Origin of the sequence: Streptomyces avidinii (genome assembly GCF_045161815.1) — a bacterium.
In the GTDB taxonomy this organism is placed as follows: domain Bacteria; phylum Actinomycetota; class Actinomycetes; order Streptomycetales; family Streptomycetaceae; genus Streptomyces; species Streptomyces avidinii.
The window spans coordinates 5,768,946-5,788,607 of sequence record NZ_CP108863.1 but is presented as its reverse complement, the minus strand read 5'-3'; the positions used below and the strand labels follow the sequence as shown (position 1 = coordinate 5,788,607).

Annotated in this window: 18 protein-coding genes and 2 tRNA genes; 3 read left to right on the top strand and 17 right to left on the bottom strand. The window is 70.8% G+C overall.

The annotated features are described in order from the left end of the window. Nucleotides 1-253: 253 nt before the first annotated feature. The 8 genes from OG373_RS25960 to OG373_RS25925 all read right to left on the bottom strand — a co-directional run bounded on the left by OG373_RS25960 (nucleotide 254) and on the right by OG373_RS25925 (nucleotide 4,874). Nucleotides 254-326, bottom strand: a tRNA-Ala gene (locus OG373_RS25960). Nucleotides 327-457: 131 nt separating this feature from the next. After that, nucleotides 458-691 carry a hypothetical protein gene (locus OG373_RS25955; protein WP_008738908.1) on the bottom strand — a complete coding sequence of 78 codons (234 nt, stop codon included), beginning with the start codon at nucleotides 689-691 and terminating at the stop codon, nucleotides 458-460. 144 nt (nucleotides 692-835) lie between these two features. Next, nucleotides 836-908: transfer RNA gene (locus tag OG373_RS25950), tRNA-Ala, on the bottom strand. Between the two features lie 123 nt (nucleotides 909-1,031). Continuing rightward, on the bottom strand, nucleotides 1,032-1,688 hold the full coding sequence (locus tag OG373_RS25945) for a histidine phosphatase family protein (protein ID WP_398667274.1): 657 nt from the start codon (nucleotides 1,686-1,688) through the stop codon (nucleotides 1,032-1,034). Further along, on the bottom strand, nucleotides 1,685-2,131 hold the full coding sequence (gene rsfS / locus OG373_RS25940) for a ribosome silencing factor (RefSeq protein WP_073915048.1): 447 nt from the start codon (nucleotides 2,129-2,131) through the stop codon (nucleotides 1,685-1,687). The genes OG373_RS25945 and rsfS overlap by 4 nt, the downstream gene beginning before the upstream one ends. Nucleotides 2,132-2,286: 155 nt before the next feature. Further along, entirely contained in the window at nucleotides 2,287-4,008 is a 1,722-nt protein-coding gene (locus OG373_RS25935) for an LCP family protein (RefSeq protein WP_405440647.1), read from the bottom strand. Between the two features lie 24 nt (nucleotides 4,009-4,032). Beyond that, on the bottom strand, nucleotides 4,033-4,650 hold the full coding sequence (gene nadD, locus OG373_RS25930; protein ID WP_030008626.1) for a nicotinate-nucleotide adenylyltransferase: 618 nt from the start codon (nucleotides 4,648-4,650) through the stop codon (nucleotides 4,033-4,035). Nucleotides 4,651-4,706: 56 nt separating this feature from the next. Beyond that, on the bottom strand, nucleotides 4,707-4,874 hold the full coding sequence (locus tag OG373_RS25925) for a hypothetical protein (RefSeq protein WP_184791954.1): 168 nt from the start codon (nucleotides 4,872-4,874) through the stop codon (nucleotides 4,707-4,709). Nucleotides 4,875-5,014: 140 nt separating this feature from the next. Between OG373_RS25925 and OG373_RS25920 the strand changes: the two genes are divergently transcribed. After that, nucleotides 5,015-6,112 (top strand): M48 family metallopeptidase, encoded by a 1,098-nt coding sequence (locus OG373_RS25920; protein WP_405440645.1) that lies wholly within the window; start codon nucleotides 5,015-5,017, stop codon nucleotides 6,110-6,112. On the opposite strand, the gene OG373_RS25915 is transcribed toward OG373_RS25920, so the two are convergent. The 7 genes from OG373_RS25915 to OG373_RS25885 all read right to left on the bottom strand — a co-directional run bounded on the left by OG373_RS25915 (nucleotide 6,096) and on the right by OG373_RS25885 (nucleotide 12,618). Next, nucleotides 6,096-7,241: a hypothetical protein gene (locus tag OG373_RS25915; protein WP_405440644.1), complete on the bottom strand. Its 1,146-nt coding sequence runs from the start codon at nucleotides 7,239-7,241 to the stop codon at nucleotides 6,096-6,098. The two genes, OG373_RS25920 and OG373_RS25915, sit on opposite strands and share 17 nt — an antisense overlap. 68 nt (nucleotides 7,242-7,309) lie before the next feature. Next, a complete protein-coding gene (locus OG373_RS25910; RefSeq protein WP_405440642.1) occupies nucleotides 7,310-7,861 on the bottom strand; it encodes a hypothetical protein in 552 nt (183 codons plus the stop codon). A 77-nt stretch (nucleotides 7,862-7,938) separates the two neighbouring features. Continuing rightward, nucleotides 7,939-9,216: a glutamate-5-semialdehyde dehydrogenase gene (locus OG373_RS25905; protein ID WP_405440641.1), complete on the bottom strand. Its 1,278-nt coding sequence runs from the start codon at nucleotides 9,214-9,216 to the stop codon at nucleotides 7,939-7,941. Nucleotides 9,217-9,479: 263 nt separating this feature from the next. After that, on the bottom strand, nucleotides 9,480-9,950 hold the full coding sequence (locus OG373_RS25900) for a hypothetical protein (protein WP_189964785.1): 471 nt from the start codon (nucleotides 9,948-9,950) through the stop codon (nucleotides 9,480-9,482). Between the two features lie 34 nt (nucleotides 9,951-9,984). Next, complete coding sequence (proB, locus tag OG373_RS25895) at nucleotides 9,985-11,112, bottom strand: glutamate 5-kinase (protein ID WP_397728871.1); 1,128 nt, start codon at nucleotides 11,110-11,112, stop codon at nucleotides 9,985-9,987. A 79-nt stretch (nucleotides 11,113-11,191) separates the two neighbouring features. After that, entirely contained in the window at nucleotides 11,192-11,623 is a 432-nt protein-coding gene (locus OG373_RS25890) for a GtrA family protein (RefSeq protein ID WP_405440640.1), read from the bottom strand. Then, the gene (locus OG373_RS25885) at nucleotides 11,620-12,618 is read right to left on the bottom strand and encodes a glycosyltransferase family 2 protein (RefSeq protein WP_397728875.1); all 999 of its coding nucleotides are present in this window, start codon (nucleotides 12,616-12,618) and stop codon (nucleotides 11,620-11,622) included. Before OG373_RS25885 ends, OG373_RS25890 begins: the two co-directional genes overlap by 4 nt. 189 nt (nucleotides 12,619-12,807) lie before the next feature. Here OG373_RS25885 and OG373_RS25880 point away from each other — a divergent pair, with 189 nt between their 5' ends. Next, a complete protein-coding gene (locus OG373_RS25880) occupies nucleotides 12,808-15,687 on the top strand; it encodes a CDP-glycerol glycerophosphotransferase family protein (RefSeq protein WP_405440638.1) in 2,880 nt (959 codons plus the stop codon). Next, nucleotides 15,684-16,856: a glycosyltransferase gene (locus OG373_RS25875; RefSeq protein ID WP_405440637.1), complete on the top strand. Its 1,173-nt coding sequence runs from the start codon at nucleotides 15,684-15,686 to the stop codon at nucleotides 16,854-16,856. Before OG373_RS25880 ends, OG373_RS25875 begins: the two co-directional genes overlap by 4 nt. Nucleotides 16,857-16,928: 72 nt before the next feature. Here the strand turns inward: OG373_RS25875 and galE are convergent, their stop codons facing one another. Together galE and OG373_RS25865 are read right to left on the bottom strand one after the other, a co-directional pair. Beyond that, entirely contained in the window at nucleotides 16,929-17,942 is a 1,014-nt protein-coding gene (galE, locus tag OG373_RS25870; protein ID WP_405440635.1) for a UDP-glucose 4-epimerase GalE, read from the bottom strand. Between the two features lie 82 nt (nucleotides 17,943-18,024). Next, the gene (locus tag OG373_RS25865; RefSeq protein WP_405440634.1) at nucleotides 18,025-19,641 is read right to left on the bottom strand and encodes a glycosyltransferase family 2 protein; all 1,617 of its coding nucleotides are present in this window, start codon (nucleotides 19,639-19,641) and stop codon (nucleotides 18,025-18,027) included. Nucleotides 19,642-19,662 lie beyond the last annotated feature (21 nt).

Genomic DNA, 19,662 nt, shown 5'->3' with positions numbered 1-19,662 from the left:
TTCTGAAGCTCCATCGATCGTCTCTGCCGTCTCTGCCTGCCCAAACGAAAAAACCCCTCGCACAGGAGGGGACGCCGCGCCGGGTCCGACCGTCTCGAGGGGTCGGTACTGATCAGCGCGGCTCGGTAAGCAGAAGGCGTACGGCACGCATGGCGTCAGGGTACCGCAGCGGCCCCTTCCGACGCTCGGCCGTTCCACCCGTCGACACAACGAGAAGCGGGCCACCCGATCCGGGTGGCCCGCTTCTTCACTGTGGAGCTAAGGAGAATTGAACTCCTGACCTCCTGCATGCCATGCAGGCGCTCTACCAACTGAGCTATAGCCCCTTGTTGTGCTTGCCGCTTCGGTGTCCCTTGCCGGTTCCCCTTGGCGACGTCCCAAACATTACACGGTCATGGCCCTGGTCCAAAAATCGGTTTCCGCCGACCACGGGCCATGTCCGATTTGATCCAACCTGTCACGCTCTCGCGAACTGATAGAACCGCTTGAGCGTGCAGTGCTCGTCGAGCAGCCGTCCGTAGATCGGCTCCCCTTCCAGCTCCCGGTACGTCTCGATCGGGTCGCCCTTTATGATCAGCGCCCGCGCGCATTCCTCGCACCAGTACTGGTAGTCGGGGTTGACCGGGTCCATGTCCCGCACGATCGGCGTGCCGTTGTTGCACCAGTCGCACCGGCGCCGGTGTGCACCCATCCGTCAGCGACTCCCTCCCGCGTCGGGCCGTCGTCTCCCCCTCCGGCGGTCACGATTCTGCCATGCCGGTGCGGGACAGGTCAGCAAACGCAAAGGGTACAAAAGCAAGGATCCCGCCCCCCATTGGGGACGGGATCCTGATTGTGGAGCTAAGGAGAATTGAACTCCTGACCTCCTGCATGCCATGCAGGCGCTCTACCAACTGAGCTATAGCCCCGCTCTCCGCCGCGCTCCCCCCGTCTCCGGTGTTCCGCGCTGCGAACAAGAAGAACTCTAGCCTGTGACCAGCCGGAAAGTGAAATCCGGGCGGCAGCCCCACCGGGGGGCGGCGAAAGGCCGCTCAGTCGTCGTCGCCGAGCACCGGTTCCGGCAGCGTGCCGGCGTTGTGCTCCAGCAGGCGCCAGCCGCGGGCGCCCTCGCCGAGGACGGACCAGCAGCAGTTGGAGAGCCCGCCCAGGCCCTCCCAGTTGTACGAGTCCAGGCCGAGCAGCCGCCCGATCGTCGTACGGATGGTGCCGCCGTGGCTGACCACGACGAGCGTGCCGGACTGCGGGAGGCGGGCGGCGTGTTCCAGCACCACCGGCGCGGCGCGGTCGGCGACCTCGGTCTCCAGCTCACCGCCGCCCCGGCGAACCGGTTCGCCGCGCTTCCACGCCGCGTACTGCTCGCCGTACTTCTCGAGGATCTCTTCGTGCGTGAGGCCCTGCCACTCGCCGGCGTACGTCTCGCGCAGCGCCGCGTCCCGGGTCACCGGCAGCCCCGTGACGGCGGCCAGCTCGGCAGCCGTGTCGGAGGCGCGCCGGAGGTCGGAGGCCACGATGGCGTCGGGCTTCAGCGAGGCGAGCAACCGAGCGGAGCGGCGCGCCTGCGCCACACCCGTCTCGGTCAGCTCGATGTCCGTGGAGCCCTGGAAGCGACGCTCCAGGTTCCACGAGGTCTGGCCGTGTCGCCAGAGGACGATCTTCCTACCGGACTTGCCCGAGGTGGTCGCGCTCAGAACAGATCACCGTCCAGTTCGTCGTCGCCCGCCGCCTCTCGCAGCTTGGCGTGCTCCTCGGCCTTGCCGATGGTGAGCTTGGCGTCCTCGGGAAGCTCGATCTCGGGGCAGTCCTTCCACAGGCGCTCCAGCGCGTAGAAGACGCGCTCCTCGCTGTGCTGGACGTGGACGACGATGTCGACGTAGTCGAGCAGGATCCAGCGGGCGTCGCGGTCGCCCTCGCGGCGCACCGGCTTGGCGCCGAGCTTCTTGAGGAGCTGCTCCTCGATCTCGTCCACGATCGACTTGACCTGGCGGTCGTTGGGCGCCGAGGCGAGCAGGAAGGCGTCGGTGATCGACAGCACGTCGCTGACGTCGTACGCGATGATGTCGTGCGCGAGCCGGTCGGCCGCGGCCTGGGCGGCGGCGGTGATGAGCTCGATGGAGCGGTCCGTGGCGGTCACTGGCCATGCTTTCGGGTTGGCGGGCAGATCCTTACAAGGGTCTCATGTACCGCCGACACCGCCCGCGCGCAGCGTCGCGCGCGGGCGAAAGCCCCCCTCGGGGTCCCCTCGGACCCCCGGGGAGCCCTCCCGGGCCCCGGTCGGGACGCCACCCGTCAGGACGCCTTGTAGTCCTTGCCCAGGATCACCACGACCTCCGCGTTCACCGCGTTCTCGGCCTTCTTCACGACCGTCTCGGGCAACCCGAGGGTCTTGGCCACCTCGATCGCGCGGTCCCGCTGCGCGTCGTCCTGGTAGGTGATCTGCGAGGTGGCGGCGCTCTTGTCGGCCTTGCCGCCGTCGACGAAGGTGTAGCCGCCGTTCATCAGCGCCGCCTTCGCCGCGATCTGGGTCTTCTCGTCGCCGGTGGCGTCCTTGAGGCCGACACGCGGGGCGGCGCCGGGCTGCGCCGCGCCGACGGAGCCGCCCAGTACCTCCTTGACGACGTTCTTGTTGGCCTCGTCCGTGAGCGTCCCGTCCTGCTTCACCGTGAGGAGGTCGGTGCGGTACGCGCCCACCTTGGCGTGCTCGCCGAGCCGGGACAGCAGGGCCCCGAGGGTCTGCGCGTTCAGGGCCGGGTCGAGGATCTGGCCGATGCTCTCCACGGTCACGGCGGCCGCCTTCGGGTCGCTCGGGACCTTGCGCAGCACCGCCTGGAGCACCTTGCCCACCCGGTCCAGCTGCTTGGCCTCCGGTTCGCCCTGGCCGCGGAAGGTGGCGTACGCCACGGCCATCGGGCCGCTCAGGCTCTGCTTCTGGCCCTGGGCCACGGCCGGGGTCTTGGCCGCGTCGTCGGCCGGGACCGCGGTGTCGGTGTCGACCTCGATGCCGCCGACCAGCTCGACCAGGTTCTCCAGGAAGGGGGTGTCCAGGCGCCAGGTGCCGCCGATGTGCGTGCCGAGCACGGAGTCGAGGGCCTCGCGGGTGCCGAGGCCGCCCTCCTCGACCGACTTGCCGAGCGCCATGACCGTCCCGTCCTGGCCGGTGACGCCGAGGGTGTTCGGCAGCAGCACGGTGGCGCCCTGCTTGGTGGTGACGTTGTCGACGAGCAGCGCCGAGGAGGTGCCGCCCTTCTTGGTGTTGTGCAGGTGGACGACGATCATGTCGCGCTTCTGCGCCGCGGCGTCGGCGGTCGCGACGGTCTTCTTCTGGCCGAGGCCGTCGAGGAACGGCAGCTTGCCCGCGTACCAGAGGTAGCCGAGGCCGCCGACGGCGAACACGGCGAGGACGACGATCAGCGCCACCACCCGGTTGCGGCCGCGGCGGCGGGCCTCCTCGCGGCGCTCGGTGCGGCTCTCGGTGAACTTGAGCCAGTCGATGACGTCCTCGGAGTCCTCGTCCGGCTGGTCGATGAAGGCGAACATCTCGGTGCGGTAGTCCCGGTCCGCCCCCTCGGGCTCGCCGCCGGACGCACCACCCGGCTCGCTGTCGGGCCGGCGCGGCTCGGGGACCCGGTCGGCCGGCCGCTCGGCGGCGGGGGCCGGGGGCTCCGGGGCGGTCTGCTGCGGGATCCACTGCTGGGTCTGCTGCGTGTCGTACCCGTAGCCGGGGGCCTGGGTGTAATCCTGCTGCCCGTACTCCTGGGCGGCCGGCTGCTGCTGCTGTTGCTGTTGCTGTTGCTGGGGGTAGTACTGCTGCGGCTGCTGACCGTAGCCCTGGTAGCCGTAGCCGTACTGCTGCTGTTCGTACGACTGCTCGTACTGCTGCGGGGCAGCCGGAGCGGGCTGGACGGGCTGGGCGGGCACCTGGCCGTACACCGGCCGCCCGTACGCGTCGTAGCCGACGAGCTGCTGCTCCTGGGCGGCATACGGGTCGTACGGATCCTGTCGGTCGTTCACCGCGGGGCCCCTCTCTCCGGAAGCTCAGGCTCCCCGGTACAGCTCACGCTTGTCGATGTAGCGCACCACGCCGTCCGGCACCAAGTACCAGACAGGATCCCCCTGGGCGACCCTCGCACGGCAGTCGGTGGACGAGATCGCGAGCGCGGGGACCTCCACCAGGGAAACGCCGCCTTCCGGGAGCCCGTCGTCGGTGAGCACGTGGCCCGGCCGGGTGACTCCGATGAAGTGGGAGAGCGAGAAGAGCTCTTCGGCGTTGCGCCAGGTCAGGATCTGCGCGAGCGCGTCGGCACCGGTGATGAAGAACAGGTCGGCGTCGTCGTTCTGCGCCTTCAGGTCCCGCAGGGTGTCGATGGTGTACGTAGGCCCGCCGCGGTCGATGTCGATGCGGCTCACCGAGAACTGCGGGTTCGAGGCCGTGGCGATGACCGTCATCAGGTAGCGGTCCTCGGCCGGCGAAACGGCTCGCTGGGACTTCTGCCACGGCTCGCCGGTCGGCACGAACATCACCTCGTCGAGGTGGAAAAGGGCGGCCACCTCGCTGGCGGCCACCAGGTGTCCGTGATGGATCGGGTCGAATGTCCCGCCCATCACGCCGAGCCGGCGCTTGACCGGACCGGTAGGCATCTCCTGCTCTCCCATGAGCGCAGAGCCTACTGGCCCGGCGGACGACGTGGTCCCGGCGGTCTCGGCGGGGCTCAGCGGTCGCGGTTCAGGCGCGTGGTGACCCAGAGCATCAGCATCAGGATGACGAAGGCGCCACCGCCGGTCAGGTACGGGTTCAGGCTGTCGTGGTTGCCGCCGTGCTGCTCGGCCCCCTCCGAGGCGAGGACGACCAGGTTGTGGGCGGTGGAGGCGAGGCTCATCAGGCAGGTACCTATCGAGTCGGGGAGCGGGCGGAGACTTCGCTCACATCGTATGCGGGGGCCTGGGGCACGCTCACGCCGACTCAGGCGTTGGAGAGGATAGACGCAGGGTCGATCAGGTCCATCCAGGGGAGGGCGCTATGACGGAAACAGGCTTCGAGAAGGTACCGGCGCGGGACCGCCGGAGGTTTCCCGGCATCTCGTCGCGGGCGTACGAGCATCCGGCGGACCGCTCCGCGCTGGTGGCGCTGCGCAAGCTGAGCGGCTTCGACACGGTGTTCAAGGCCCTGAGCGGGCTGCTTCCGGAGCGTAGCCTTCGGCTGCTGTTCCTGTCGGAGTCGGTGCGGGTGGGCGAGACGCAGTTCCCGCACCTGCACGCGATGTTGCGGGACGCCTGTTACATCCTGGACCTGGAGAAGGTCCCGCAGATGTACGTGCAGCAGGACCCGAACCCCAATGCCATGTGCATCGGGCTGGACGAGCCGATCATCGTGGTGACCACGGGTCTCGTCGAGCTCCTCGACGAGGAGGAGATGCGGGCGGTGGTGGGCCACGAGGTGGGCCACGCGCTGTCGGGGCACGCGGTCTACCGCACGGTCCTGCTGTTCCTGACCAACCTGGCGATGAAGGTCGCGTGGATCCCGCTGGGCAATGTGGCGATCATGACCATCGTGACCGCGCTGCGGGAGTGGTTCCGCAAGTCGGAGCTCTCGGCCGACCGGGCCGGGCTGCTGGTGGGACAGGACGTGCAGGCCTCGATGCGGGGGCTGATGAAGATCGCGGGCGGCAACCACCTCCACGAGATGAACGTGGACGCCTTCCTGGCCCAGGCCGAGGAGTACGAGTCGGCCGGCGATCTGCGCGACTCCGTGCTGAAGATCCTCAATCTGCTGCCCCGGACGCACCCCTTCACGACGGTTCGGGCGGCCGAGCTGAAGAAGTGGGCGGAGAGCCGCGACCACCAGCGGATCATGGACGGCCACTACCCGCGGCGCGAGGACGACAAGGACACCTCGGTGACGGACTCCTTCCGGCAGTCCGCCGCTCACTACGCCGACACGGTGCGCACCAGCAAGGACCCGCTGCTGAAGCTGGTGGGCGACATCGCGGGCGGCGCCGGCGACCTGGGCGGCAGGCTCCGCGACAAGTTCACCGGCGCGGCTGCCGCGGGCGGATCCGGGACCGGCGCCGGCGCTGCCGGGCCCGAGGCCAAGGGCGGGGCTACGGAGCAGGGCTGACCGGAGCGGCCTGCGGGGTCGCGGGCGGGGCCAGTACGCCGCACAGCCCGGCCGTGCGCCGCGGCTGGCCGCTGGCGTACGGGTCGCTCGCGGCCGGGCCCACCGTGGTCGGGGCGGCGCCCGCCAGGAGCGGCCGGAAGGCCCCTGCCGGGTCGGCGGAGCAGTCCTGCGGGCCGGCCATCACGTAGGCCGAGGCCAGCTCCAGCCGCCGGGCCCCCAGGTCGTCCCGGTCGAAGCGCAGCCGCAGCTCGCGCCGGACGGTGAAGAGCGAGGCCCCGTCGGCCGCGGCCGGGGCTCCGGTGGCCGGCCGTACGGCGTAGACGAAGGTGTGGTCGGTGGTGACCTCCAGCAGGTCCGGGGTCACCTCCTCGAAGGCGAGCGTGCCGCTCACCCGGACCCGGGAGTCGGCCACGACGGCGGTGGCCTGGTCGAAGCGGACCAGCCAGCCGGTGGCCGCGTGGCGGCCGTCGCCGGAGGGCGAGGTCATGCTGCGGTCGAACTGCGCCAGCTGGTCGGGGTCGAGCAGGACGCGCACCGGGCGGGTGGCCGCTCCGGCCAGGATGTCGGGGTCCAGCGAGGACTGCACGAGGTAGTCCTTGGCGATCGACAGCGCGGTGACGACCTGGTTGTCGGTGAAGTGGTGCGTGCGGCGCACGGCGGGCAGGGCGATCCCGGCCGCCCCGACCCGGTAGTCGGCGGCGGGGCTGCTCGCGTACAGGTCGGCGGGGCGTCCGCCGGGCACGTCGGTGGTCGGCGCGAGCGGGACCACGGTGCTGCTGAGCGGCTGGGCGGCTGTGCCGGGCGGTGGCTGGTACGGGTTGCGCAGGCCCATGTAGACGGCGGCGGCGAAGGCCGTGGCGATGAGCAGCACCAGGAGCATGCCCTGCCGGGCGCCGCGGCCGGGGGTGCTGGTCCGGGAGGCGGAGCCGCCGCCCGACCAGATGGAGCGGGTGCGCACCGCGCGGGCGTGTTCGCCCATGCGTTCCTGTGCCGAGTACTCCTGGAGCCGGGCAGCCCGGACGAAGTCCTCGTCGAACACCACCGATCGGTACTCGTCCGACCGGAATTCGTCGTCGCCCCCGCCCATGCCCTCGGGGGTGCCGTTGGGTGGATCTCCTGGCACGGCCATCGCTTCTCCCCGCTGTCCCCGCTTCAGAGAAGCCCCCGGCTCCGGCGTACGCGAGTGGGGTCGTACCTTCAGGGTTGGCGAACGGAGGGGTACGTAAACGCGCCGACGCCGGTGACTTCACCCCTGGGGGTGCTGGCGGGCGCCGGAGCGGGGTCCGCCTCGCCCGAGGCGCTGCGGTAGACGGCGCTGAAGGCGAGGGCGACCATGCCGAGGCCCATCACGAAGGCGAGCACCCAGGCGACCGGGCGCAGCCAGGGCGCACGTCCGCGGTACGGGCGCAGGCTGCCGCCGTAGGCCCCGTACGGGCCGTCCGGGTACCCGTGGGCCCGGTCGTCGTGGTCCCAGCCGTGTTCGTCGTAGCCGTCGGGATGGCCGTAACCGTAGCTGTCGTATTCGTCGTCGCCCGTCCAGCCGCCGGCGACCGCGCGGGCCGCCTCGGCCTCCGCGCGCGCCCGGTCCGCCGCCCGCTGTCGCTCGGCGGCGCTCGGTTCACGGATCTCGGCGTTCCGGACGAAGTCCTCGTCGAACACCACGGAGGCGAAGTCGTACTCCGCGCCTCCGCGGTCGTCGTCGGGCTCCCCGTCGTCCGGGAACGGCTTGCCCCCCACGTCGTCCGGCACAGGACCAGCCTAGACCTGGGGGGCCGCCTTGGGCAGGGTGTCCGCCGAATTTCGGCCACACCGCGCTCAAAGGGTGACTACCGAATGTGACCGTCGCCCGTGACGATGTACTTGGTGGAGGTCAGCTCGGGAAGCCCCATCGGGCCCCTGGCGTGCAGTTTTTGGGTGGAGATGCCGATCTCGGCGCCGAATCCGAACTGTCCACCGTCCGTGAACCGAGTGGATGCATTCACGGCGACCGTGGTCGAGTCGACCAGCTGGGTGAAGCGGCGCGCGGCGGCCTGCGAGGTGGTGACGATCGCCTCGGTGTGACCGGAGGTCCAGCGGCGGATGTGGGTGACCGCGTCGTCGAGGGAGTCCACGACTCCGGCGGCGATGTCGTAGGACAGGTACTCGGCGGCCCAGTCCTCGTCCGTGGCGGGCACGGCGGTGGCCTTGCTGCCCTCGGCGGCGGCGAGGACCCGGGCGTCGCCGTGGACGGTGACGCCCGCGTCGGCGAGCGCGTCGAGGGCTCGCGGCAGGAAGGCGTCGGCGATGTCCCGGTGGACGAGGAGGGTCTCGGCGGAATTGCAGACGGAGGGTCGCTGGGCCTTGGAGTTGATGAGGATGTCCACCGCCATGTCCAGGTCGGCCTGGGCGTCGACGTAGACGTGGCAGTTGCCGGTACCGGTCTCGATGACGGGGACGGTGGATTCCTCGACCACGGTCTTGATGAGGGAGGCGCCGCCGCGCGGGATGAGCACGTCCACGAGGCCGCGGGCGCGCATCAGCTCACGGACGGACTCGCGGGACTCGCCCGGGACGAGCTGGATCGCGTCGGCGGGCAGGCCGACGCTCTCGATTGCGTCCCGCAGGATGGCGACGAGCGCGGTATTGGAGGAGTAGGCGGAGGAACTGCCGCGCAGGAGGACCGCGTTCCCGGACTTGAGGCAGAGGGCGGCGGCGTCGACGGTGACGTTGGGGCGGGCCTCGTAGATGATGCCGACGACGCCGAGCGGGACGCGGATCTGGCGGAGGTCGATGCCGTTGGGGAGGGTGTTGCCGCGCACGACCTCGCCGACGGGGTCGGGGAGGGCCGCGACGTCGCGCACGTCGGAGGCGATGGCGGCGACACGCTCGGAGGTGAGGGTGAGACGGTCGATGACGGTCTCGCTCGTGCCGGCGGCGCGGGCCTTGTCCGTGTCCACGGCGTTGGCGGCGATGATCTCGGCCGTACGGGCCTCCAGCGCGTCCGCGATCGCCAGCAGGGCGATGTCCTTGGCGGACCGCGGGAGCGGGGCGATGGCGGCTGCGGCGGTACGGGACCGCTGCGCGGTGGCGAGGACGGGCGAGGTGGCGGCATCGAGCGAGGTCATGCCGCCCAGGGTAGTCCCCGGTCAGGCCCGGGCAGCCGGGGTTTCCACCCCGCGAGACGGCCTCCGGCCGTTGCCCTGGCCGGGCGGGGTGGGGGCGCTGCGCGGGCTGCTCTCCCCGCCCCGCCCTTTCGCCGTTTCCCGGGCTCTGCCCGGACCCGGTCCTCAATCGCCGGACGGGCTGAAGGATCCCGGGGCTGGAACGGGCCCCGGACCCGGTCCTCGAACGCCGGACGGGCTGGGAGCGAGCCGCGCGAGGGGCGCGTTCAGTACGGATGGACCCCCACCGGGTGGGCCGGGGGTGGGCCGTAGCCCTCTGCCACGCGTTGGTGGTAGGTGGCGCGGTCGATGACCTCCAGGCCGACGATCTCCCAGGGCGGGAGCTGCGCCGAGGAGCGGTGTTCGCCCCACAGGCGCAGGGCGACGGCCGCCGCGTCGTGGAGGTCGCGGGCCTCTTCCCAGTAGCGGATCTCCGCGTGGTCGTCGGCGTAGCGGCTGGTCAGCAGGAAGGGGTGGTCGTGGGCCAGTTGTTCCAGCCCGCGCCGGACCTCGGAGAGCGGGGCCGGCTTGCCGGAGACGCTCAGGGTCACGTGCCACAGGCGCGACGCGTGATCCTGCTCCTCCCCGCCACCACCACCGCCGTCACCGTCCCCCGTGCCGACGCTGGTCAGCGCTCGCCTCACCAGCCGCCTCCTGTCTCCGCCACGCGGGTCCGCCCGCCCTTCACAGTTGACCAGTCCACGGGCCGCCGCGCTGCGCTTTTGGCGAACCTCAGCCCTCCAGCAGGACCAGATCGTCCCGGTGGACGACCTCCCGCTCGTACGCGGGTCCGAGTTCCCGCGCGAGCTCGCGAGTGGAGCGGCCGAGGAGCTGCGGGAGCTCCTTGGCGTCGAAGTTGACCAGGCCCCGGGCGACGGCGCGGCCGTCGGCCGCGCGCAGTTCCACCGGGTCCCCCGCGACGAAGTCGCCCTCGACCGCGGCGATGCCGGCCGGGAGGAGCGAGCTGCCGCGTTCGGTGACGGCGCGTACCGCGCCGTCGTCCAGGACGAGGTGCCCCTGCGGGGTCGACGCGTGCTGGAGCCACAGCAGCCGGTCCGCCGAGCGGCGCCCGGTGGCGTGGAACAGGGTGCCGGTGCCCCGTCCGGCGAGGGCGTCGGCGGCCTGGCTCGCGGAGGTCAGTACCACGGGGATCCCGGCGGCGGCCGCGATCCGGGCGGCCTCGACCTTGGTGACCATGCCGCCGGTGCCGACGCCGGCCTTGCCGGCGCTGCCGATGGAGACGTGCGCGATGTCCTCGGGTCCGCGGACCTCTGCGATGCGGGTGGTGCCGGGCTGGGACGGGTCGCCGTCGTAGAGGCCGTCCACGTCCGAGAGGAGCACGAGGAGGTCGGCCCGGACCAGGTGGGCGACGAGTGCCGCGAGCCGGTCGTTGTCGCCGAACCGGATCTCGTCCGTGGCGACGGTGTCGTTCTCGTTGACGACGGGCAGGGCGCCCATGGCGAGCAATTGGTCGAGGGTGCGGTAGGCGTTGCGGTAGTGGGCGCGGCGGCTGGTGTCGTCGGTGGTGAGGAGCACCTGGCCGACGCGGACTCCGTACCGGGCGAAGGAGGCGGTGTAGCGGGCGACGAGCAGGCCCTGCCCGACGCTCGCGGCCGCCTGCTGCCGCGCCAGGTCCTTCGGGCGCCGGCGCAGGCCGAGCGGTGAGAGTCCGGCGGCGATGGCTCCGCTGGAGACGAGGACGATCTCCTTCTCTCCTCCGCTGCGGGCCTTGGCGAGGACGTCGACCAGCGCGTCCACCCGATCGGCGTCGAGTCCGCCGGCCGCGGTGGTCAGGGAGGAGGAGCCGACCTTGACCACGATCCTGCGGGCGTCCACGACACCTTGCCTAGCCGCTGACACGTCTGTCCCCTTGCCCCTGTTGCCCAAAATGCCTGCCGTCTCAATCTACGGGGTGGGCGCGCGGGGCTGCTCGGGGGTTTCAGCCCCTGGACGAGGCCCCCGCTCCCACCTGCTGGGCCTCCTCGGCCCGGGCGGCGCCCGGGACGAGGATCTTGCGGGAGAGCAGGAAGGTGAAGGGGATGGCCACGATGGCCGCGACCAGTGGGGCGATCCGGGTGTCCATCCCGGCCCACGTCACCAGGGCATAGAGGCCGGCGGACTGGATGACGTAGTTGGTGACGTTCGTCAGCGGGAAGAGGAGGAACTTCTTCCAGGTCGGCCGGGTCCGGTAGGTGAAGTAGGTGTTCATGAAGAACGAGCCGACCATCGCCAGGACGAAGGCGAGCGAGTAGGCGGCGAAGTACGGCATCCACGGGTGCAGGAGCAGGTAGATGCCGAAGAAGGTGCCGGTGTTGACCCCGCCCACGAGGGCGAAGCGGAAGATCTGGCCGAACTGCTCCCTGCGGCTCATCGGGCGCTGCGCTCCACGATCGTCGGCTCCTCGGCCGGGGCGGCCGCCGGCCCGGTCCGCGGGAGCGGCTGCGCGCCGTGCGATTCCTTGACCAGGAAGTGCGGCCTGCGCTTGGTCTCGTAGTAGATACGGCCGATGTACTCGCCGATCAGGCCCAGCATGATCAGCTGTACGCCGCCCAGGCCCGTGATGATGGCCACAAGGGTGACGTATCCGGGGGACTCGACGCCGTTGGTGATCGCCATGATCGTGATCCACAGCGCGTACAGGCCGGTCAGGGCGACCAGCGACACGCCGAACCAGATCCCGATCCGCAGCGGCCTGTTGTTGAAGGAGATCAGGCCGTCCATGCCGTAGTTCAGCAGGGAGCCGAACTTCCACTTCGTCTCGCCGGCCTCGCGCTGCGCGTTGCGGTAGTCGAAGTGGACGGTGTCGAAGCCGATCCAGGAGAACAGTCCCTTGGAGAAGCGGTTGTACTCGGGCAGCGACAGCAGGGCGTCCACGGCCGGGCGCGAGAGCATGCGGAAGTCGCCGACGCCGTCGGTGAGCTCCACGTCGACCCAGCGGTTGACGCCGCGGTAGTAGAGGCTGCTGAGCGCGGAACGGAGTTTCTTGTCACCCTCGCGCGTGCGGCGGGCGATGATCTGGTCGTGGCCCTGCCGGTAGTGCTCCAGCATGGTCGCGATGAGCTCCGGCGGGTGCTGGAGGTCCGCGTCCATGATCACGACGGCGTCGCCGGTGGCCTCGCGCAGGCCGGCGAGCATGCCGGCCTCCTTGCCGAAGTTACGGCTGAAGGAGACGTACCGGGTCTGGTCTCCGTACTCGGCGGCGATCTTCCGGAGCTTGCCGAGAGTGCCGTCGCGGCTTCCGTCGTCGACGTAGCAGACCTCGTACTCGACGGGGAGGGCGTCCAGAACCCTTCGGATCTCCGCGTCGAAGCTGTCGATGACGGCTTCTTCGTTGTAGCAAGGGACGACTACGGACAGCTTCGTCATGAACACTTCCTGCTGGGTCCGAACGGGTGATTGTCGGCGACCGGACCCGCCTCTCACCTCTTCCTTAGAAGTATGCACGGCGAGGGTCGGGCGGGAGTCGGGCTGCCGGAGCCGAGGGCGGCACACGGTAGCTTTGACGAGATAAGCGGAATCGGATTGAGCTCAACGTAACGAAACGAAGGGATCGAGGTGCACGTGCCCGACGTCTCCGTGGTCGTCATCGTCTACAACGACGCAGAGCGTCTGCCGACAGCAGTCCAGTCGGTTCTGGACCAGACCCTGCACAACGTCGAAGTCGTGATCGTCGACGACTTCAGCAAGGACCGCTCGTACGCGGTCGCCCAGGAACTGGAGTCCGCGCATCCGGGGAGAGTGCGCGCCTTCCGCCTGCCGGAGAACAGCGGCGGCTGCGGTGCGCCGCGCAACCACGGCATCCAGCAGGCCACCGGAACGTACGTGATGTTCCTCGACAGCGACGACGTGCTGGAGCGCAACGCCTGCCGGAACATGCTGGACGCCGCCGAGCGGACCGGCTCCGACCTGGTCGCGGGCATGTGCGTACGCGTGCACCTCGACAACCGGTGGGGCAAGACCACCGAGTGGTACCCCTGGATCTACTCCCGCACCCGCACGCTGGAATCGATCACCGAGTTCCCCGACCTGCTGGTCTACGACACCCTCTCCACGAACAAGTGCTACCGGCGCGAGTTCCTGCTGGAGCAGGGCCTGGAGTTCCCGGTCGGCATCCACTACGAGGACCTGCTGTTCTCGGCGCAGGCGTACGTGGCCGCCCGCCGCATCACGCTGATCCCGAACCACGTCTACTTCTGGAACGTGGTCGAGAAGGCCGCGGCGCTGTCGATCAGCAACCGGCGCCACGAGATCGCGAACTTCGTCCACCGGATGGAGATCCACCGCCGCGTCGACCGTCTGCTGGCCGAAAAGGGCCACACGGACATCAAGTCCGCGAAGGACGCCAAGTTCCTCAAGCACGACCTCGTGCTGCACCTGCGCGACCTGCCGCTGCTGAGCGACGAGTACCGCCAGGAGTTCGCCCGCCTCGCCAACGGCTACCTCGCGGGGATCGACCCGGCCGCGTACGAGAACGTCACGTACCTCCAGGCGATCTGTGCCTACCTGCTGGGCAAGGAGGACTGGGACAACCTGCTCCCGGCCGCCGACGCGATGACCAACAAGGGCCGGCTCACCTCCCCGCTCGCCGAGCGCGACGGCCGCGTCTACTGGTGCGCGCAGCACATCGACGGTCCCGACGGCGACGAAGCGCGACGGATACTGGATGTCACCGAGCAGGCGTTCCACACCACGCCGCTCACCTCCCTCACCCTGGGCAACCGCCTCACCTCCTACGAGGACGACGGCCGGGGCACCGTCACCATGTCCGGCTCGATCGTGAACCCGCTGGGCCGGATCCCGTCCGACGCGGAGCTGAAGGCGACCCTGGAGTTCCGGGCCCGCCGGCAGATCGGCGTACGGTCCTTCGGCTTCCCCGTGGCAACCGTGCGCCACGCCGGTGACACGATCGAGTGGACCGGCACCGCCGACATCGCGAGCACCGTCCGCCCGCTCGGCATCATCGACGCCGTCTGGGACGTCCGGCTCAAGCTGACCGCCGGCGGCGAGCGGATCACCACCCGCGTCGCGATCGGCGGGGTCGACCTGGAGTCGGCGGCCCGGCTGCGCGTGCGCCCGCGGCTGACCCGGCTGGTATCGGACCGCTTCGGGCCCGAGATGACCAAGAAGGGCAACCTCAGCTACGTGCTGAGCGCCGAGGGCGCCGCCGCCGTCCGCACCCAGTCGCTGATCAACAACGCCATACAGGGCAAGGCGGCCGGCGTGGTCAAGCGGGGCCTGCGCAAGGCACTGCGGGCCCGCCGGAACATGGGCTCCGGCGAGCAGAAGGTGAAGGTCTACCACGAGATCTTCTCGAAGCTGCCGATCAAGAAGGGCACGGTCGTCTTCGAGAGTCACATGGGCAAGCAGTACAGCGACAGCCCCAAGGCGATCTACGAGGAGATGGTGCGCCAGGGCGCGCCGTTCGAGGCGGTCTGGTCGTACGCGGGCGCCAAGCCCACCGGCTTCCCCAAGGAGGCCACCCTGGTCAGGCGCTGGAGCTGGCAGTACCTGCGCGCCCTGGCCCAGGCCGAGTACTGGGTCGACAACCAGGGCTTCCCGCTCGCGCTGGCCAAGCGCCCGGGGACCACGTACATCCAGACCTGGCACGGCTCGGCGCTCAAGCGGATGGGCTTCCACGAGCCCCGGACCAAGGCACAGGGCCGGGCCGGTCAGGCCCGCTTCCAGGCGGCCGTCGACCGCTTCGACCACTTCCTGATCCGCTCCGAGCACGACACCCGCACCCTCGCCAAGGGCTTCCGGCTGCGCGACGAGGTGCTGCTGCGCACGGGCTACCCGCGCAACGACGCCCTCGTCGAGGCGTACCGGACCGAGGCGGACAGCGGCGAGCGGGTACGCGGTCCCCTGGCCGTGGAGCTCGGCATCGACCCGGACAAGAAGGTGCTGCTGTACGCGCCGACCTTCCGGGCGGGAGCGGACGGCGCGGTGGAGGGCTTCACCTTCCCCTTCGACGTGGAGGAGTTCGCGGACCGGCTCGGCGACCGCTTCACGCTGCTGGTGCGGACCCACTACCTCAACAGCGTCTCGCTGCCGCCGTCGGTCGAGGGCCGGGTCGTCGACGTGTCCCGGCACCACGACATCACCCCGCTGCTGGCCCTCGCCGACGGTCTGATCACCGACTACTCGTCCGTGATGTTCGACTACGCGGTCCTGGACCGGCCGATGCTGTTCTTCGCGTACGACTACGAGAAGTACGCCACCGACATCCGCGGCACGTACTTCGACCTGAAGGAGAAGGCCCCGGGCCCGGTGGTGGCCACGGCGGACGAACTCCTGCAGGCGCTCGCCGCCTTCGAGGAGGCCGACGCCAAGTACGCCCAGGCGCGGGAGCGTTTCCTCGCCGAGTTCGGCGAGTACGACCGCGGGGACGCGGCCCGCCAGATCGTAGAGAAGTTCTTCACCAGGAGCGGCAAGTGAGCCAGCAGACCGCCACCCCGGGCGGCCGTGACATCTTCATCGTCTCCAACAACGTCGACGAGATCGGCGGCGTGACCACCTGGTCGCACCAGATGGCCCGGCAGTTCACCGACCGCGGCCACCGCGTGCACATCGTGGGCATCGCCCCGGTCGCCGAGGAGATCCGCCAGAAGCTGCCGCAGGACCTGCCGTACGAGATGACGACGCTCTACGAAGCCCACCCCCCGTCGGCCCGCCGGCTGCGCGGGATCAAGGGCCGGCTGAACGCGCCCGAGCGGCGCCGCCAGGCGGCCCGGCGGGCCAAGATGCGGGTCAAGGCCGAGCAGCTGAGCGAACTGCTGCGCGCGGCCCGTCCGGGCGGTGTGGTCATCGTCACCCAGGTCTGGGCGATGGAGTGGGTGGCGCTCGCCGACACCAAGGGGCTCTCCGTCATCGGGATGAGTCACGAGTCGTTCGAGGCCAGCCAGAAGTCCACCCGCGGGGAGCGGGTACGCCGCTTCTACCCGCAGGTCGACCGGCTGCTGGTGCTGACCTCCGAGGACGCGGACCTGTGGATCCGGGCGGGCATGGAGAACGTCGGCAGCATGCCGAATCCGCTGCCCTTCATGCCCGGCTCCCCCGCCCCTCGCACGGAGAAGGTCGTGGCGAGCGTCGGCCGCCTCGCCTTCGAGAAGGGCGTCGACCTGCTGCTCGACACCTGGGCGGACGTCGCGCCGCACCATCCCGACTGGACCCTGAGGATCTACGGGGCGGGCGTGGAGGAGGCGACGCTGAAGGCGCACTCCACCGCGCTGGGCCTGGACGACTCCGTGGAGTGGATGGGCAGCACCGACGACGTGCTGGGCGCGCTGCGCGGCGCCTCGGTCTTCGCCCAGGCCTCACGGGCCGAGGGCTTCCCGATCACACTGCTGGAGGCGATGGCGGCGGGCGTGCCGCCGGCCGCCTTCGACTGCGCACCGGGCGTACGGGAGATCGTCGAGCACGGTGAGGACGGGCTGCTGGCCCGGCTGGGCAACACGATGGAGCTGGCCGGGCACCTGCGCGCGATGATGGCCGACCGCGAGCTGCGCGACCGGCTCGGGGACAACGCCTTCCGTTCGGTGCAGCGTTACTCCAGCGCCGAGATCACCGACCGGTGGGAGGAGCTGTTCTCCTTCCTGGAGCGCTGACCGCGCCCTCCACGGCACACACGCCACGGCCCGCCCCGGGATCCTCCGGGGCGGGCCGTCGTGCAGTGCGGATCAGGGCTTGTGGACGTCCCGGTGGGCGTCCTTGCGGGCCACCTTGTTGGCCTGCCAGCCCGCCCAGGCGGAAGTGACCATCTCGCGGACGTCGTGCCGGGCCTTCCAGCCAAGCTCGCTGGTGATCCGGTCCGCCGATGCCACGACCTTCGCCGGGTCGCCGGGGCGGCGCGGGCTGATCACGGGGGCGATGTCGTGCCCGGTGCTCTCGTTCATGAGCGCGACCATCTCGGCGACCGAGACGCCCTCGCCGCGGCCGATGTTGACGGTCAGATCCTTGTACTCACCGGCCGCGCCCCACTCGGCGAGCTTGCGGGCGGCCGCCACGTGGGCCTCCGCGAGGTCCTCGACGTGGATGTAGTCACGGATGCAGGTGCCGTCCGGCGTCGGGTAGTCGTCACCGAAGATCTTGGCGCCCTGGCCCGCGTCGTAACGCTCGAAGACCATCGGGACCAGGTTGAAGACGCCGGTGTCGGCGAGTTCGGGGGTCGCGGCGCCCGCCACGTTGAAGTAGCGCAGGCAGGCGGTGGAGATGCCGTGCGCCCGGCCCGCGGCGCGCACCAGCCACTCGCCGGCCAGCTTGGTCTCGCCGTAGGGGCTCATCGGCGCGCACGGGGTGTCCTCGGTGACCAGGTCCACGTCGGGCATGCCGTAGACGGAGGCGGAGGAGGAGAAGAGGAAGTTGCGGATGCCCGCGTCGGCCACGGCCTGGAGCAGGACCGCGAGGCCCTGCACGTTCTCGTGGTAGTAGTGCATCGGCTTCGCGACGGACTCGCCGACCTGCTTCTTGCCCGCGAGGTGCACCACGCCGGTGATCTTGTGCTTGCGGATGACCTCGTCCACGACCAGCCGGTCGAGGACGGATCCGACCACCAGCCCGACGCCTTCCGGCACGCGGTCCTCGTTGCCCGTGGAGAGGTCGTCGAGGACGACGACCTCCTCCCCCGCGAGCAGCATCGCGCGGACGACGTGCGCGCCGATGTACCCGGCGCCACCGGTGATCAGAAACGTCATGTGTATCTCCTTGGTCCTGTCCGACTTCGGGATGAGGGGCACGGCCGTCCGCAGGGGCTCCTGCGGGACCCGCCCCGGGCCGTCAGCCCGCCCCGCGGCCCGCGCGGGCCCGGTGGAGGCGGTTGCGTACGAGGTACAGCGCGCCCTCGGCGCCGGGCGCGAGGCGCAGCGCGAGGGCGCCGGCCCCCGTCCGGTAGGGCTGCGCCAGCAGAACACCGTACCGGCTGCTGGGCAGCGCCCGACGGCGAAGCAGTCGGCCCCGGGGGCGCAGGGAGGTGAACACCGAGCTCCCGTCGGCGCACCGCACGCCCACCCCGACGTTCCACGCCTGCATCCTGCGCAGCCCCTGGCGGCGGCCCGTGACGGCCAGATCGGCGAGGCGGAACGGCAGTACGGCCGTCCAGCCGCCGCTGGAGTCGGGGCGCAGCGGGACCGGCTGCGCGAGCACCGGGTCGCCGCCCGCACGGGGCAGGAAACTCAGCTGGGCGGTGACCGGCCCGGCCGCGGCGAGGCGCCCGTACAGGTCGTGCACGCGGATCCGGACGGCGCCGCGGCCGGCCGGTTCGGCGTCGACGGTGACGGGCAGTTCGGCGACCGGCAGCGTGGGCAGGCCCACCAGCTCCACCGGGAGCCCCTCGCTCCACACGGGCGCGCCGGTGGGGCCGGTCGCGTACGGGGGCAGCAGCCGCGGCGGTTCGGCGGCCAGCCGGGTGAGCCGCTCGACGTCGGCGGGCGGGGTCGGCGTGGCGCGCAGCACGGACACGATCCAGCGCGCGTGGGCCGCCGCGGAGTCGATGTCGGCCTCGGGGAAGGTGTCGAGGTACTCGCGGGTCAGGGTCCACCAGGCGGCCTGGTACTCGGGGTCGCGGCCGAGCTCGCGCAGGTACATGCGCAGGTCGTACTCCAGGAACTTCACCCGGCAGGCACTGCCCAGCACCGGCGAGGCCTCTTCGAGGATCCTGGCGGCGGCGCGGTGGGCCTCGACGCGGGCGCGCCAGTTCCCGACGTCCTTGCGGTCCAGGGAGATCGACACCTGGGCGGCGCTGCGGCGTACGTGCCAGACGTAGACGAGGTCGCCGGTGACCGCGATGCGGGGGGCCGCGGCGAGCACACGGGCGGTGAAGACGAAGTCCTCGTAGATGAACCGGCCGTCGGGGAAGCGCAGGCCGTGGTCCTGGAGGAAGGAGCGCGCGTACAGCTTGTTGACGCAGAGGGTGTCGCGGACGAGATCGGGCCGGTCCACCGGCCGCTCGATGACGTCGCCCGGCGTATGGAGTCCGGGCATCCACGGGACGTCGTGGTGCTGGGGCAGCTCGCGCCGTACCGCCGCTCCGACGGTGACCGGGGCGCCGTGCTCCTCGGCGGTGCGCACCAGGGCCTCGGCCGCTCCCGGTGGCAGGATGTCGTCGCTGTCGAGGAAGAGGACGTACCGGCCGGACGCGACCGCGATCCCGTCGTTGCGCGGGGTGCCGCACCCTCCGCTGTTCTCCGTCCGGTGCACCACCTTGAGGCGGGGGTGGACGGCCACCAGCTCGTCCAGCACCTGCGCGGTGTTGTCCGACGAGGCGTCGTTCACCGCGATGACCTCGAGGACCACCGGACCCTGGGCGAGAGCCGAGGAAACGGCCTCGCCCACGAGCCCGGCGTCGTTGTACGCGATGACCACGACGGAAACCGTGGGGAGGTTGCTGCTGTTCACCCGGAAGATCCTAGGCGACCG